The organism is Stackebrandtia nassauensis DSM 44728, from assembly GCF_000024545.1.
Taxonomy (GTDB): Bacteria; Actinomycetota; Actinomycetes; order Mycobacteriales; family Micromonosporaceae; genus Stackebrandtia; species Stackebrandtia nassauensis.
This window is the reverse complement of record NC_013947.1, coordinates 3,536,401-3,551,696: the sequence shown is the minus strand read 5'-3', so window position 1 is coordinate 3,551,696 and position 15,296 is coordinate 3,536,401. Positions and strand designations below refer to the sequence as shown.

The following is a 15,296-nucleotide window of genomic DNA, read 5'->3' as shown; positions in this document are numbered from 1 at the left end:
TGATACTGAGGGAAATAAACACAGTGGACCGTAAAACGCCCGAACCACCAACGGCTCGCAAACGCTTTCCAACTCCACCGCCCCAAACGCTAAGCCTCGCCGATTTGAGCAGAATGCCCAGGGATACGACGTATGCCGGAGATCACGAATAGTACTTTCTAATAACAAAACGGACAGTTCCGCCTCATCCACTAACCCCCCGCCCGGCCCCCTCGGCACACCGAACCCACTGACGCAACATCCGCGACCGCCCAGCCAGGTGCAGGTGCACATAACTAGCCGCGACATTCCCCACGAGATACCCCGCCCGATAACTGGCACCGGTACTTGTGGACACATCAAACAGGTTCGGCTCGACATCCGCCGCCGTAACACGAGACTGATGAAACTCCTGCCCCAACGCCTCAACCCCACCATCCCCAAAAGGCGAAGCAACACGAGTCCGCACGCGAACATAATGGATGGACAAATACCCCGAATCCATAGCCACATCGATGGGCAACACACCCGCCATCCGATGCCGCACCCCGTCAAACCCCGTGAGAGACCGCGCCAGGTACATCATTCCGCCACACTCGGCATAAACAGGCATCCCCTCCTGTGCCCGTTCCCGCAACTGCCGCGCCAACCCCCGATTGGCCCCCAACTCAACAGCAAAACGTTCCGGATAACCGCCACCCAAATAGACCGCGTCGGTGCCATCGGGCAACCCGTCCCCGCGAACCGGACTGAACGACACGAGCTCGAACCCCGCCTCCCGCAACGCGACCAGGTTCTCCTCGTAATAGAAGCAAAACGCCGCATCCCGAGCCACCGCCAACCGAACCCTCGGCTGCCCCCGAAGCCGCCCCAGCTTCACCGACGCGGACTCCACCGCCGCCCCACCCCGGGTAACCGTCAACAACCGCTCAATATCAAGCTCGGCACCCGCCTCATCCTGAGCCAGACCCCGATCCCGTTCCGACGCCCGATTCTCATCCACAGTCACCAGCCCCAAATGCCGCTCCTGAACAGCGAGGCTCTGATCCTGCGTGATCGCACCCAACACCAACGGCTTGAGCCGCCGTGGCAACGCGTCAACAATCATATCGGCGTGAGTGCGACTACCAACCCGGTTCAAAATGCACCCCGCGATACGCACCCCCCGATCGAAAGACCGCAGTCCCTCCAAAATCGCACCCGTCGTACCGGTCATACCCCAAACGTCAAGTACCACGACAACGGGCAAACCCAGCGTCTTGGCCACATGAGCGGCACTCCCACGCCCCGTCCCATTCATGCCGTCATACAGCCCGCCCATCGCCTCGACCACACTGACCTCAGCGTCCTGCGACCACCGCCGAAACGCCCGACGCACCCCTGCGACACCCATCATCCACACATCCAGGTTGATGGACGGCCTACCGGTGATCTCCCTGTGGTATCCAGGATCGATGAAGTCCGGCCCGATCTTGAACGACCGCACCGCCAACCCACGCTGACACAGTCGACGCAACACGATCGCGGTAACAGTGGTCTTCCCGGCACCGCTATGTGAAGCGGCAACCACAAACCCCGCACGACGTGGCACAGTCGGACTCTACATGCTGCGGATGAAAGCTGTGACCCTTGCTGGTTAACGTGTCTTATCACTCTCGATAAGCGAAGTCTCACGGCTTCCGAAACTGTTGTCGCCCAACCGATTTAAACCGAACGGACGGTTTCTGGGCGGGGTGTCGCGTCAATAATGAGCATCATGAACAATTGCCCATCGAGGGTTGAGGCTCTCGAAGCCCTTCGCCCCAAGTCCAATCGTTCCCGAAGCTCCTTTGTACTGCGCCTTGTCAGCTTGATCATCAGCATCGTCGTGGTGATGAGCGGTCTGGTGGTGACGTCGGGTGCCGCCGTGGCCGTCGAGCCGTCGGCGGAGCCGAGAGTGTCCGATGATCCGCCTGCTGTGGCTCCGGCGCCGGTGTGCGGGAACGCTGACATCTTGGACGGTCCGGCCGAGCCGCCGACCAATGCGACCGTGGTTCCCGCCGGGAACAACAACGACATGTTCTACGACTTCCGGCAGGCCGATCGGACGTTTTGGTTCGCGCCTGGGGTTCACATGATGGACGCTGACCCGTATGGGCAGATCGAGCCGGGTAGCGGGACGACTTTTGTCGGAGCACCGGGTGCGATCTTTGACGGTCAGGGGATCAATCGGGCCGCGTTCACGCAGGGCGCCACGAATGTGACCATCGAGCACTTGACGATCCGGGGGTTTGTCGCGCCGCAGGATCAAGGTGTGGTGAACAAGGACGCCGCGCGCGGGTGGAAGGTTCGCAACAACACGATCACCGAGAACAAGGGCGCCGGGCTGATGGCTGGGCGCGACAACGTGTACAGCGACAACTGCATTAAGGACAATGGTCAGTACGGCATCAACGCTTGTTGCGGGGGTCATTCGGAGACCACCGATATCGCCAACTTCGTGCTCGACGGCAACGAGATCGTCGGTAACAACACCGACGACTGGGAGACCCAGGTTCCCGGTTGCGGTTGCAGTGGCGGCGTTAAGTTCTGGATCAACCGCAATGTCACGGTGACCGACAACTGGGTGCACGACAACCGTGGGGTCGGGCTTTGGTTGGACAACAACAACCGTGGCTTCGTGATCGAGCGCAACCTGATCGAGGAGAACGACGACCAGGCCCTGTTCATCGAGGCCGGGTATGACGCGCGGGTGCGGTTCAACACGATGCGCCGCAACGCCATCGTCGCGGGCAAGAAGAAGGCCGACAAGGGTGACACCTTCCCTGTGGGAGCGGTGTACGTGTCCGAGAGCGGTAGCCCGGAAGGGTACGGTCTCGCCTCGCCGATGGTGATCAGCGACAACGATTTCATCGACAACTGGGGTGGCGTGATTCTGTGGGAGAACCCGGACCGCTACTGCTCTTCCGAGGCGCATACGCATCCACCGTTCTGCACGATCAAGACCGACCTGTATGACGACGCGCAGTGCGAAACCGCTGTGGAGAACGACATCCCGGACGGAATCGACAAGTACCGCTGTCGCTGGTCCACTGAGAACATTGTGGTGGAGAACAATGACTTCAGTATTGACAAGGCAGCTGTGGGGGCCAGTTGTGTTGGAGCGCAGTACTGCGGCCTCAACGGAGTGTTCTCGAACTGGGGGTCGTTCGATGAGTTCCCCGGGTACACGATTCCGTGGCGGCTCACGTTCCAGCAGGGGATCGTGTTCCGGACGAACCACTACGTGGGGGATTGGTGGTTCGCGGGTTTCCAGCAGGTGCGTCCGGACGGGAAGCGGGTGAGCTGGGCCGACTGGACCGCTCCCGCTCCGCCGGTGCCGCCGGTGTTCACCCATGACAACCGGCCGACGACGTTCGGCCAGGACCAGGGGAGTACCTACAACTGATGTGACGGGGCCGTCGGGACTCCCATTCCGACGGCCCCTTGGTGGAGCGGGGGTTAGACGATGTTCTGGTCGATCCAGTCGGTGTTGGTGTCGATCCTGGCGGTGTCTTCGAGCCCGGAGTGTGGACAATCCGGGCCGCCGGATTCCACCGAGACCAGGCGCGGTCCTGAGTCGGTTTCGAGGACGAACGGTCCGCCCGAGTCGTACGGGCAGCTGCTGGTGTCCGGGCTCGGCTTGTAGCCGGTGACCTTCAGCAGCTTGCCGTTCTGCTTCTTGGCCTTGAACTGGCCGGTCTGCAGGTGGTTGGCGGGTTTGACCGTGAACGGATAGGCGCCGTCGGGGGCGTCCTCGCCGTTGGCGACTTTCGGGGTGATCTTGTCGTTGTCGGCGTCCGCCGAGGCCAGACCGCCCCCGGCGATCACCGCGATCGCCGCGAGTGCGCCGACACCGGCGACTATGCCAGCCGTGGCCTTCCTGCTTCTTCTCAGCATGGGTCTCATGGTCCGGCCGCGTCCACAACTTCCCGTCAACGAGTTGTGTTAGGGTCGCCGCGTGTCTACGGTCGTTCGTCAGTATTGGCGCTTTAAGCTGGCTCCGGGTGGAGCCGGTGATCACGTGCGCTGATCGATCGAACACCCGGAGCCAGCAAGGCAGAGACGACCGTCTCTGCCTTTCGTCGTCTAGGCGGGCCGGTACCGGAGTGGACTCACGAGGGATGGCGGACCCGCCTCGATAAGGATGGGATTTCCGCTCAATGACCACCACTGAAAACTCGCCGCAGACCAACGACCTGCGGGTCCTCGGGTTCCAGCCGCTCGTGCCGCCTTCGGTGCTGCGCGACGAACTGCCGCTGGGATCGGACCGCGCGGCCTTGGTGCAACGCGGCCGCGAAGCGGTCAAACAGGTACTGGACGGTGACGACGACCGGCTGTTGCTGGTCATCGGGCCGTGCTCGGTCCACGATCCGGTCGCGGCGGTGGAGTACGCGAACCGGCTGGCCGAGGCGGCCGCTCCGCTCAGCGACGTCCTTTGTGTTGTCATGCGGGTGTACTTCGAGAAACCCCGCACCACGTTGGGGTGGAAGGGCCTGATCAACGATCCGAACCTGAACGGCACCTACGACGTGGAGCACGGGCTGCGGCTGGCGCGGCAGGTGCTTCTCGACGTCCTGGACGTGGGACTGCCGGTGGGCTGCGAGTTCCTGGAGCCGACCAGCCCGCAGTACATCGCCGACGCGGTCTCGTGGGGCGCGATCGGCGCCCGCACCCCGGAGAGTCAGGTGCACCGGCAACTGGCCTCGGGGCTCTCGATGCCGATCGGGTTCAAGAACGCCACGGACGGCAACGTGACCGCGGCCATCGACGGTTGCCGGGCCGCCGCGGGCAGCCACGTCTTCTTCGGCATCGACGAGCAGGGGCGGGGCGCCATCGTGTCGACGAGCGGCAACCCGGACTGCCACGTCATCCTGCGAGGCGGACGCGGCGGACCCAACTACCAGCCCGAGCCAGTGGGAGAGGCACTCGCGTTGCTCGGTAAGGCGGGCATGCCGGAGCGCCTGGTCATCGACGCCAGCCACGCCAACAGCGGAAAGGACCACGTCCGGCAGGCCCAGGTGGTGCGGGAGGTCGCCGAACGGATCGCGGCGGGAGAGAACGGCATCGCGGGCTTGATGGTGGAGAGCTTCCTCGTCGAGGGGCGCCAGGAACCCGGTGCACTGGAGACACTCAACTATGGGCAGAGCGTGACCGACGCCTGCATCGGCTGGCAGGAGACGGAAGCCCTACTGACGGAACTGGCCACAGCGGTCCGTAAGCGCCACGGCTGACGAGTGATCGGGGCTCGGCTTGGTGAAGAGCCGGGCCCCGATCAGGCTGAGTCGGCGATGTGGGGGGCTACGCGGGCCAGGACGTCGACTTGGGCGGGGTTGTAGAGCTCGACGAGGGCTTTGCCGGTCATGCGGGTGGCGAAGTCGGGGCCTCTGGGGGCGTCGGCGGTGATGGTGCGTAGGCCGGGGTGTGCTTTGTAGACGCCGCGTAGGTAGGGGGTGAGGCGTTCGGCCAGGTCTTGGCGGGTGGGTTCGTCGGCGTCGGCCGGTAGGTTGTCGAACTCGTGCGCGATGGGGTCGTCGGCCACGGAGCGGACCATGTCGGAGTAGGCCTGGCGGCCTTGGGGGCCAAGGGTTTGGTTCATGACGGTGACGAAGGAGCGGTCGGCTTCGGACAGGGTGTGGCCGGAGATCGGGGTGAGTTCGGGTGGGAGGTCGGCCGGGGCGGAGTGGCGCAGGATGAAGCGGAGTTCCGCGCGGGCTCGTTGGAGTCGTTCGATGGTGGTGGCCAGTTCGGCGTCGAGGGTGCGGAGTGCTTCTTCGGGGTGGGTGTCGGTGTCGGCCATGTCGGCGATTTGGGACAGGGTGAAGCCGAGGTCGACCAGGCGTTTGATGCGCAGTAGTCGGACCAGGTGGCGGACGCTGTATTGCTTGTAGCCGTTGGTGCGGCGCTCGGGTTCTTCCAGGAGGCCGACTTCGTGGTAGTGCCGTACCGCTCGCAGGCTTGTACCGGCGAGCTCGGCGAGTTCGCGGGTGCTCCAGGACATGATCGTCACCTCGTTTTCCGTGGCGTCCGACGCTACCTGGGGGTGGGGTGTGGCGTGGGTCATAGATGGGGTTCTTGACTGTGCCGTTGCGGCACAGCTTTTGATGGGCCGCAACGGTTCGTCACATGGAAAGGGGTACGGGATGAATCGAGGAAGAATCCTCGGGATCGGTGTGGCGGTGACGGCGGTGGGGTTGGCCGGGGTGGTCATGGCGCCGGCGTTCGCCGAGGACGGTGGGGCGGTGGAGTGGGGCGAGTGTCCCGAGGATGTGGTGGGGGCGGCGCAGTTGGAGTGCGCGAGTGTTGCCGTGCCGCGGGATTACGAGAAGCCGGACGGCGAGACGATCGAGGTGATGATCTCGCGGCTGGCCAGTACGGATGCGGAGAAGCGGCGCGGGGTGCTGATGCTCAATCCGGGTGGGCCGGGGGGTGCGGGGCTGTCGCAACCGGCGGACATGAGCGGGTTGGGTTTGCCCGACAGCGTCAAGGACAGCCTTGACCTGATCGGTATGGATCCCCGGGGTGTCGGGCATTCGACGCCGGTGAGCTGTGGTTTCACCGCCGATCAGGACTATCGGGGCAACGTGCCGCCTTACGCGGTGGATGACGCGGCGGTTGTCAAGCAGGCCAAGGCCGCGAAGAAGATCGCCGATCAGTGCGCCGAGCACGATACGGGTGGGCTGATGAAGCACATGACGACGGCCAATACCGCCCGGGACATGGACTTTATCCGGGAAGCGCTGGGGGAGAAGAAGGTCAACTTCTATGGCGCCTCGTACGGTAGCGGGCTGGGTTCGGCCTACGCGTCGATGTTCCCCGGCAACAGCGACCGGATCGTGATCGACAGCAACCTCGGCGGCACCGCGCTCGACTGGGGTGCGCAGCGTCGGTTCGGGCAGGGCATGGAGGACACCTTCCCGGATTTCGCCGCTTGGGCGGCGAAGCGCCACGACAGTTATGGGCTCGGGGAGAGCGCCGATGCCGTGCGGGAGAACTACTTCGCGCTAGCCGAGCGGCTCGATGAGGAACCGGTCGCTGAAATCGATGGTGGACTGTTCCGCTTCAACATGTTCTTCACGTTGTATGGGGAGGGCAATTACGCTCCGGGCGCTCAGTTGTGGCAGTCGCTGGCGGAGTCCGATGAGGATGCTGTTCGGCGTCAGATGGAGAAGCAGCCGTTGGGGTTGCCGGGGGTGGCCGACAGCGTCGAGGAGCCGTCAAAGGGTTCGGAGCCGTCGCCCTACGACAACGGGTGGTCGTCGTACCTGGCCGTGACGTGCAACGACGTCGATTGGCCGGAGGACGTCGACACCTATCGGGAACAGGTCGCCGAGGATCGCGAGACCTACCCGTTGTTCGGTGCGGCTGGCGCGAACGTCTCGCCGTGTGCGTTCTGGAACAACGATCCTGTCGAGCCTCCGGTGGAGATCGTCGACGAGGGACCCGAGAACGTGCTGGTGTTGCAGAATCAGCGCGACCCCGCCACACCGCATGCCGGAGGGGAAATGGTTCGTGAGGCGTTCGGCGACCGGGCTCGGCTGGTGAGTGTGGACGGCAGTGGCCACGGTGTCTACGTGTACGACGACAACCCGTGCGCGTTGAACGTCACGACGAAGTACCTCGTGGACGGCGAGTTCCCGGACGCGGATGTCTCGTGTGAGGCGTCCAAGAAGTCGGGCCTCGACCTGGGCGAGGACGCGCAGCGGTTGCGGGACCAGACGCTTGAGCGGCTGGGGCGGTGATCGTCGGGTGAGTCCGTCACCGGCCTGGCCCGTCGGAGGGGTTCGGGTCAGGCCGGTGACGTGGATTGGAACGCGCGCCGGTAGCTGGTCGGGGTGGTGCCCATGGCGGCGTTGAAGTGGTGGCGCAGGTTCGCCGAGGAGCCCAGTCCACTGTGTTTGGATATGTGGTCTATGGACATCGTGGTCGATTCCAGCAGTTCGCGGGCCCGGTTGAGGCGCTGGTTGAGTAGCCATTGGCGGGGTGTGGTCGCCGTGGCCTCGTGGAACCGGCGCACGAAGGTGCGGGTGCTCATCTTCGCCTGTCGGGCCCAGGCGGCGACGGTCAGCGGTTGGTCGAGTCGATCGAGCGCCCACTGCAGTGTGGCGCCCAGGCCCTCGTCGTCGGTGGTGGGTACGGACTGCGCGATGTACTGGGCCTGGCCGCCGGGGCGGTGCGCGGGGACGACCATGACGCGGGCCAGGGAGTTGGCGATGTGGGAGCCCAGGTCGTGGCGCACCACGTGCAGGCACAGGTCCATGGCGGCGCTGCGGCCCGCGCTGGTGAGCACGTCGCCGTTGTCTACATAGAGGACGGACGCGTCGACGTCGACGTTCGGGTACCACTTCGCGAGGGTGGCGGCCTGTTGCCAGTGGGTGGTGGCGCGTTTGCCGTCGAGGACTCCGGCCGCCGCCAGGACGAAGGCGCCGCTGCACAGCGAGACCATGCGGGCTCCGGCCGTGGCCGCGGCGCGGACCGCCGCGATCAGGTCTGGCGGGATGGGGCGGCCGGAGTTGAGGCAGGCGTGCGGCAGTGCCGGGATCAGTACGGTGTCGGCTGCGCCGAGGGTGTCGAGGCTGTGTTCGGGGTGGATGGTGAAGCCGGTTTCGATGCGCACCGGGCCGGAGGAGCACAGACGCAGCGAGTACCAGGGGTGGCGGAAGATCTCGCAGGCGATGCCCAGCTCGTACATGGGCATGTCGTCGATCATCGGGACGGCTACTTGTCGCACCCGACGATCATACGGCAGAAAACTTGCGAACATAGGCACAGCTGCCACTGGCCGCTGGTGACGGGACCGGCGAACCTGGGGTCATGACCGAAACCACGATCGTCGAACTTCGTCAGTACACAATGCAGCCCGGTGGGCGGGATGTCCTCGCCCAGCTTTTCGCGGATCATCTCATCGAGGGGCAGAAGGCGGTCGGCATGAAGGTGCTCGGCCTGTACCGCGACCTGGACCGGCCCGACAGGTTCGTGTGGCTGCGCGGCTTCAGCGACATGGCGGCGCGCAAGCTCGCGTTGACCCAGTTCTACGGGGAGAGTGAGACGTGGCGCACCCACGGGCCCGCCGCCAACGCCACCATGGTGGACAGTTCGGACGTGTTGTTGTTGCGGCCGTTGAGCGAGCTGCGGTTCCCGATCGCTGCCCGGACCGTGGCGACGATTCACCCCGAACCAGAGAACGCGCCCCGGGTTGAGGCGGTGGTGCGCTTGGAGACCGAGCCGGCGCACAACGACTTTCCCCGGCTGCCGGTGCGCACCGACGGCCCGAAGCTGGTGTGGTTCAACGTGTTCGACGACGAGGAGCAGCAGGAGACCTATTTGGACGAGCTGGGACTGCCCCGGGAGTGGTCGCTGCGTTTGGCGCCGCTGTTCGACTGAGACGTCGGGCTCGTCGGGATCGATGCGGGGCACGCATGGGTGCCATGCGGAACTCTCAGCCCGTCACCAGGCGAAACGGCCGGATCCGGTGCCATGCTTGCCGACATGCGCGATGAGGTGTTCGATCAGGACAGGGCCTGCCAGGCCCTGTCCCACGACCGTGACCGGCTGGTGGAGGCGATGGATAGTGGCGTCGCCGACATCGACCGGTTGACCTTTCCGGACGGTCCGTTGACGCTGCTCGACCTGGCGGTGCACGTCACGATGTGGGACGAGATCAACCTCGGCGTCGTGACGCTGGCACTGCGCGGTCGGCCGCACTGGAGCCTGGACCCGCGATGGGAGACCGCTGAAGCCGGTGGCGCGCTGAACGTCGGGGGAGTGCGCGCGGGACGTGGCTTGACCGAGGAACTCATCCGGCATCGGTTCCACGCGGTCCGGCAGGCCCACATCGACACCATCGCCGAGATCCCTCGCTCCCAATGGGAGCAGGAACTGCCGTTCGCTCACTCCGGGTCGCAGCCGCGGACCCTGGGCGGCTTGTGCCATTACGTCAACACTCCCGAGGCCGACCCGACCCGGAAGCTCACCTACCAGCACGCCGCGGTTCACCTGGGGGCGACGAGTCTCAGTCGGGCCGCGCCCACAGGTACAGGCTGACCTGGGCGGGCTTGAGGTCGGGCGGCAGCCAGATCGGCAGCGTGTGAGTGCTGTCGCCTCGGGGATACCGCTCGTCCTCTCCGTCGGGGAGTTGTCCCTCCAGGTCTTTCCACTGTGCGCGGTCGGCGTACCAGCCGCCGATCGTGGCGCCGTCGCCGTCGCCGGTGTGATAGTCCAGTTCGGTATCTCCCCGAACCCGAAGGACGCCCGGTCGTCGCCCTGGCGGAGACCGCAGCCGTCGTCGTCCACCGGGAAGTACGTCGCCGCGACCCACTCCGCCTTGTCGGTCGTGTTGCGCAGTCGCGCGCCCATGCCCAGCAGCGGCGTGTGGGGGCCGGACCGGGGTGGATGCGTGCTGAATCCCTTGCCCAGCAAGTCGATGCCGTCGACGAGGGCGTCGGCGATCCGGTTCTTGTTGGACGAGCGCGACGCGTCGTCCGCGGGTTCCGCGTCGAACAGGTTCAGCGATGGTCCTTCGTAACATTACGAGTATCCGTTGTGCGCCTAGGAGAGTGGGCGGTAGCGGACGTTGATCTCCACGGTGGGTTCGTCGGCGCCGACCAGATTCAGATGGACCGGCTGCCCGCCGGGATTGTGGAACAGCCGGACGCCGTCGCCGAGCAGCACCGGTGATATGTGGAGGTCGATCTCGTCGATCAGGCCGCGCTCCAGCAGCTGGGCGCCGATCGTCGGTGAGAACACTTCGAGGTTCTTGCCTCCGGCGGCTTCCAGTCCGATGCGGACCGCCTCGGCGACATCGCAGTTGAGGAGCGTGACGCCCTCTTCCTTGCGGGCGTCCTCGGGATGGTGGGTGAGGATGAAGATCGGTCCCTGCCAGTCGTTGTACGGTCGTACGCCCTCGGGGGTCGCGTCCCAGCCGGACCGGCCGCCCAGGACGGCCCCGGTGGTCGACATGTACTCCTCGACCAGACCGGGACGCGAGGACGTGGTGCGGCTCAACCAGCTCATCGAGTGGTTCGGGCCCGCCACGAAGCCGTCGAGCGACATCGAGAAGTGCCACAGCACTTTGCCATCAGCGGTTTGTGGTGTCGTGTCAATCATCGGTCGTTCCTTTCACGAATGTTCGATGTGGATTTCAGTTGCTGGGTCGGATGTTCTGGTTGAGATGGAACACGTTGTCGGGGTCGTAGGTGTCCTTCAACGCGGTGAGCCGGGCGAGCTTGTCCGCCGGGAAGGCGCGGCGCACTCCGGCGGCTCCGTCGTCGCCGAGTGTATTGACGTAGGCGCCACTGGCGAACTGGTCGAGCGCGGCTCCGCAGCGCCGGGCGGCCGCGATCCGGGAGGTGTCCTCGGACGGGTCGAGCCAGCGCGACGCGCCGACGAACTCGAACCGGGCATCGCGGTGACTGAACGCCGAATCGGCGTCGGCGACGTCGGCGATCGCGCCCCCGTAGGACTGCAGACTGACCGAGGGCAGGTGCTGACCGTGACCGTCCTGAGTACCGCGTCGCCACAACGCCTCCACCGCCGCGTCGGTGAAGTCCGCGAAATAGTGACCCTTCCAGTATCGACGGACGGCGTGGCCCTCGACGCTGTCGTCCATGGACTGCAACCGCAGGTACGACAGCTCCTCGACGCGGTGCGAGGACGGTTTGCCCAGGGCGCGCATCGTCGGCAGGAACCCTCGGGCCCGGTCGGGGTCGCCGACCCACACCAGCCCGGCGGTCACCCTCGGCCCATCGGCGCTGTCGGCGACGGCCGCGGTGAAGGTCGCCTCGCGGGGCGCGTCCAGGCTCAGGTCCCGCCATGCCCGCAAGACCCGACCGGCACTCGACAGCGGGAAGGTGAAGTCGGCCAACAGCGCCCGGGTACCGACCGGGTGCAGCCGGAACTCGAACCGCGTGACGATGCCGAAGTTCCCGCCACCGCCGCGCAGACCCCAGAACAGTTCCGGGTTCTCGTCCCGGCTGGCGCGGATCAGGGCGCCGGTCGCGGTGACCAGTTCGTAGGACTCGACGTTGTCGCAGGTGAGGCCGTACTTGCGGGCCAGCCAGCCCATACCGCCGCCGAGCGTCAGGCCGCCGACGCCGGTGTGCGACACGTTTCCGGCGGTGGTGGCCAGCCCGTGCCGCTGGGCCGCCGCGTCGAGGGCGCCGAGCATGGCTCCGCCTTGGACGTGGGCGATCCGGCGCGACGGGTCGACGCTCACCGCCGACATCGACCGCAGGTCGATCATGAGGCCGCCGTCGGGAACCGCGTGGCCGACGATACTGTGCCCGCCGCAGCGGACGCCGATCTCCAGGTCGTGTTCGCGGGCGTAGCGCACGGCGGCGGCCACCTCGGCGGCGTCGCGGCAGCGCACTATCGCCCGGGGCCGCCGGTCGACCATCGCGTTCCAGACCGTGCGGGCTTCGTCGTAGGCGGCGTCGCCCGGCTTGATCAGGTCGCCGTCCGAAAGCTCGGTTCGCGTGCTGTTCGTCATGAGCCGAGTCTGTTCGCCCGACGCGCGTCCGGCATCCGTGCCGACACTGAAGCGGCACGGAAAAACCACGGATGCCGGGCATAATGGCGCGGTGACCGCGCCCCGAATCCCGCACCTGTCCAACCGTGAGACGGAGGTGCTCGCCGCGCTGGGCGCGAAGCTGTCGAACGCGCAGATCGCGCACCGGTTGCGGATCTCGGTGCGCACGGTGGAAAGCCACGTCTCGTCGCTGCTGCGCAAGTTCGGGGTCACCGATCGCTGGGCGCTGACCGAACTGTCGCAGCCGGGCTCGCCGACACCGGCGCTGCTGGCGGGGCTGCCCACCGCGCGCACCAGCTTCGTCGGCCGGGCCCCGGAACGCGAGCAGGTACTGGCCTCGCTGTCCGAAGCGCGCTTGGTGACGCTGCTGGGGCCGGGCGGCGTGGGCAAGACCCGACTCGCGGCCGAGGTGAGCGCGGCGGCGGCACCGGACTTCCCGCAGGGCGGGGCGTTCGTCGACCTGGTGCCGGTGCGGGACGGGTTCGTCGCGCAGGCGGTGGCGACCGCGCTGGGCGTCGTCTCCCGGCCGGGACAGTCGCTTGAGGACGCGATCTGTCAGCACCTGCGCCGGGGCCGGGGACTGCTCGTCCTCGACAACTGCGAGCACCTGATGGACTCGGCCGCCGGGTTCGCCGAGCGGGTGCTGTCCAGCTGCCCGGACACCACGGTGCTCACCACGAGCCGGGAACGACTGCGCCTGGCCGGTGAGCGCGCCATCCCGGTACCGGCGCTGCGACTGGAATCCGAAGCCCAGCAACTGTTCCACGACCGAGCGCTGGCCGCCGACCCCGGCTTCGCCGCCGATCCGACCGTGGTGGCCGAGATCTGCGCCCGGCTGGACGGCCTGCCGCTGGCGATCGAACTGGCCGCGGCCCGCAGCGTTTCGCTGGGCGCGGCCGGGCTGCTGGACGCGCTGGACGACGCGCTGCGGTTGCTGGACGGCGGCCGCGATCCCGACGAACGCCACCGGTCGCTGCGCGCGGTGATCAGCTGGAGCTTCCACCTGCTGGACGATGACGAACGCGCGTTGCTGTGCCGACTGGCGGTCTTCGTCGGTGGCTTCGACCTGGACGCGGCTGTGGCCGTCGCGACCGGGACTCGCGGCGCGGTCGCCGATGTGCTGGGGCGTTTGGTGGAGAAGAGCCTGGTCGAGCACCGGTCGGGTCGATGGCGGCTGCTGTCGACGATTCGCGGCTATGCCGTCGGGAAACTCGCCGACAGCGGCGATGAACCCGAGGTGCGAGAACGCCACCTGCGGTGGGCGGCGGAGCTGGCCGCCGATCTGGTGACCCGGTTGGACGGGGAATGGCGGGACGAGTTCGACGCGGTCGCCGACGACCTACGCGCCGCGGTGGCCGCCGCGGCTGAGACGCCTTCCGAAGTGCCGCACCGACTCGCGCGGTCGCTGGGTTGGCTGACCTACGCGCGTCGGTTCCTACCCGAGACGCCGGATCATTTCTGCGCGGCGGCGCGCTTCGCCGAGGACCCAGGGGAAGCGGCCGAGGATCTACGCAACGCCGCCGACGCCGCGCACGCGTATATCGACACTGGACGGTCGTACGATCTGCTGCTGGCGTCGGCGGAGAAGGCCCGCGCCGCTGGTGATCCGCGTGCCGAGGCGATCGCGTTGGCGTTCGCCGTGGTCACCGCCAACCGGCACCCGGGCGGCTTCAGTACCGAGATCTCCGGCGAGAGCCTGCGGGAGCTGCTCGACCGGGCCAAGACCGTCGGTGATCGCGCCGATCCCCTGGTGGCCGCGCACCTGGCGGCGGCCGAGGCATGGAGCGCCCGGGACGAGAAGGTCTTGCCCGATCCGGAACTGCTCGACGAGGCGATCGAAACCGCTACGGCCACAGGCGATCCGGTGCTGATCAGTGCGGCACTGGACGCGGCGTGCATCGCCGCGCTGACCACGGGGCGGTTTCGGGAAGCGCATCGCATCGGTTCGCGCCGGGTCGCCTTGCTGTCCGAGATGCCGCGCAACGACCCCTACAGCGCGCCGGAGATCACCGACACCTATCACATGGCATCGGGTTGCGCGGTCGCCGCCGGGGACCTGCCCGCCGCGTTGAAGGCGGCCCGGTCGGCGCTCGCGGACGATCTGATCGGCCGTCAGTCCTATGTCGCGTTTCAGGCGTCGATTCCGCCGCTGGTGCTCAGCGGTGACCTGAGCGGTGCGCTTCAACAGGCGCCGGTGTTGTGGGACGCGTGCGTGCGCGCGGCGAGTCCGCTGGCGTGGATGTCACCGGCGGTGGCCGCGATCGCGTTGGCGCACGGGCTGTTGGGGGACGCGGAGCAGTACCGGCTGTGGCGGGAGCGGGCGGAACAGGTGGCGCGGCCGGTGTCGCTGCGGTATCTGGCTTCGTTCGCGGCATTCGTCGACGCTCGGGTCGCGGTGCACACCGATGCGCTCGGCGACGCCGCCGAGATGGTGGAGCGGGCGTTCGCGGAGTCTCCGCCGCAGGACTGGTATCGGCCGTACGCTCGGGCGGCGGGGGCGGAGCTGGCGATCGTCGCAGGGCTGCCGGACGCGGCGCAGCGACTGGCCCAGGCACGTCATGCGGCCGTCGAGAACGACTGGGCCACAGCATGTCTGGACCGTTGCGCGGGGCGGTGGCACGCCGACGAGGTCGCGCTCCACAAAGCCGTGCGAGGGTGGGAGCGGATCGGGGCGCGCTTCGAGAGGGCCACCACGTTGCTGCTGTTGCCCGACAAGGTCGACGAAGGACGCCGCGAGCTGGCACTGATGTCCGAATAGGACACAACTGCCGCG

13 protein-coding genes are annotated in these 15,296 nt (G+C 66.9%); 6 read left to right on the top strand and 7 right to left on the bottom strand.

The window, feature by feature from the left end; genetic code table 11:
• Nucleotides 1-184: 184 nt before the first annotated feature.
• Entirely contained in the window at nucleotides 185-1,570 is a 1,386-nt protein-coding gene (locus tag SNAS_RS16520) for a cobyrinic acid a,c-diamide synthase CobB (RefSeq protein ID WP_013018587.1), read from the bottom strand.
• A 258-nt stretch (nucleotides 1,571-1,828) separates the two neighbouring features.
• Here SNAS_RS16520 and SNAS_RS16515 point away from each other — a divergent pair, with 258 nt between their 5' ends.
• Nucleotides 1,829-3,406 carry a right-handed parallel beta-helix repeat-containing protein gene (locus tag SNAS_RS16515; protein WP_052305028.1) on the top strand — a complete coding sequence of 526 codons (1,578 nt, stop codon included), beginning with the start codon at nucleotides 1,829-1,831 and terminating at the stop codon, nucleotides 3,404-3,406.
• Between the two features lie 53 nt (nucleotides 3,407-3,459).
• On the opposite strand, the gene SNAS_RS32865 is transcribed toward SNAS_RS16515, so the two are convergent.
• Complete coding sequence (locus SNAS_RS32865) at nucleotides 3,460-3,897, bottom strand: hypothetical protein (RefSeq protein ID WP_013018585.1); 438 nt, start codon at nucleotides 3,895-3,897, stop codon at nucleotides 3,460-3,462.
• A 263-nt stretch (nucleotides 3,898-4,160) separates the two neighbouring features.
• On the opposite strand from SNAS_RS32865, the gene SNAS_RS16505 reads away from it, so the two are divergent.
• On the top strand, nucleotides 4,161-5,231 hold the full coding sequence (locus SNAS_RS16505; RefSeq protein ID WP_013018584.1) for a 3-deoxy-7-phosphoheptulonate synthase: 1,071 nt from the start codon (nucleotides 4,161-4,163) through the stop codon (nucleotides 5,229-5,231).
• Nucleotides 5,232-5,272: 41 nt separating this feature from the next.
• Here the strand turns inward: SNAS_RS16505 and SNAS_RS16500 are convergent, their stop codons facing one another.
• Entirely contained in the window at nucleotides 5,273-5,998 is a 726-nt protein-coding gene (locus SNAS_RS16500; RefSeq protein WP_013018583.1) for a helix-turn-helix domain-containing protein, read from the bottom strand.
• Between the two features lie 142 nt (nucleotides 5,999-6,140).
• Between SNAS_RS16500 and SNAS_RS16495 the strand changes: the two genes are divergently transcribed.
• On the top strand, nucleotides 6,141-7,739 hold the full coding sequence (locus SNAS_RS16495; protein WP_013018582.1) for an alpha/beta hydrolase: 1,599 nt from the start codon (nucleotides 6,141-6,143) through the stop codon (nucleotides 7,737-7,739).
• 47 nt (nucleotides 7,740-7,786) lie between these two features.
• On the opposite strand, the gene SNAS_RS16490 is transcribed toward SNAS_RS16495, so the two are convergent.
• Nucleotides 7,787-8,707: a GlxA family transcriptional regulator gene (locus tag SNAS_RS16490; protein WP_013018581.1), complete on the bottom strand. Its 921-nt coding sequence runs from the start codon at nucleotides 8,705-8,707 to the stop codon at nucleotides 7,787-7,789.
• Nucleotides 8,708-8,811: 104 nt separating this feature from the next.
• On the opposite strand from SNAS_RS16490, the gene SNAS_RS16485 reads away from it, so the two are divergent.
• Both SNAS_RS16485 and SNAS_RS16480 read left to right on the top strand, forming a co-directional pair.
• Complete coding sequence (locus SNAS_RS16485; protein ID WP_041624963.1) at nucleotides 8,812-9,381, top strand: NIPSNAP family protein; 570 nt, start codon at nucleotides 8,812-8,814, stop codon at nucleotides 9,379-9,381.
• 105 nt (nucleotides 9,382-9,486) lie between these two features.
• A complete protein-coding gene (locus SNAS_RS16480; RefSeq protein ID WP_144300523.1) occupies nucleotides 9,487-10,041 on the top strand; it encodes a hypothetical protein in 555 nt (184 codons plus the stop codon).
• On the opposite strand, the gene SNAS_RS16475 is transcribed toward SNAS_RS16480, so the two are convergent.
• The 3 genes from SNAS_RS16475 to SNAS_RS16465 all read right to left on the bottom strand — a co-directional run bounded on the left by SNAS_RS16475 (nucleotide 10,010) and on the right by SNAS_RS16465 (nucleotide 12,484).
• Nucleotides 10,010-10,315 (bottom strand): hypothetical protein, encoded by a 306-nt coding sequence (locus tag SNAS_RS16475; RefSeq protein ID WP_041624961.1) that lies wholly within the window; start codon nucleotides 10,313-10,315, stop codon nucleotides 10,010-10,012. The genes SNAS_RS16480 and SNAS_RS16475 overlap by 32 nt on opposite strands.
• Before the next feature lie 230 nt (nucleotides 10,316-10,545).
• Nucleotides 10,546-11,103 carry a dihydrofolate reductase family protein gene (locus tag SNAS_RS16470; RefSeq protein ID WP_013018577.1) on the bottom strand — a complete coding sequence of 186 codons (558 nt, stop codon included), beginning with the start codon at nucleotides 11,101-11,103 and terminating at the stop codon, nucleotides 10,546-10,548.
• Between the two features lie 34 nt (nucleotides 11,104-11,137).
• The gene (locus SNAS_RS16465; RefSeq protein WP_013018576.1) at nucleotides 11,138-12,484 is read right to left on the bottom strand and encodes an FAD-binding oxidoreductase; all 1,347 of its coding nucleotides are present in this window, start codon (nucleotides 12,482-12,484) and stop codon (nucleotides 11,138-11,140) included.
• 91 nt (nucleotides 12,485-12,575) lie between these two features.
• Between SNAS_RS16465 and SNAS_RS16460 the strand changes: the two genes are divergently transcribed.
• Nucleotides 12,576-15,281 carry an ATP-binding protein gene (locus SNAS_RS16460; RefSeq protein WP_052305027.1) on the top strand — a complete coding sequence of 902 codons (2,706 nt, stop codon included), beginning with the start codon at nucleotides 12,576-12,578 and terminating at the stop codon, nucleotides 15,279-15,281.
• Nucleotides 15,282-15,296: the final 15 nt, after the last annotated feature.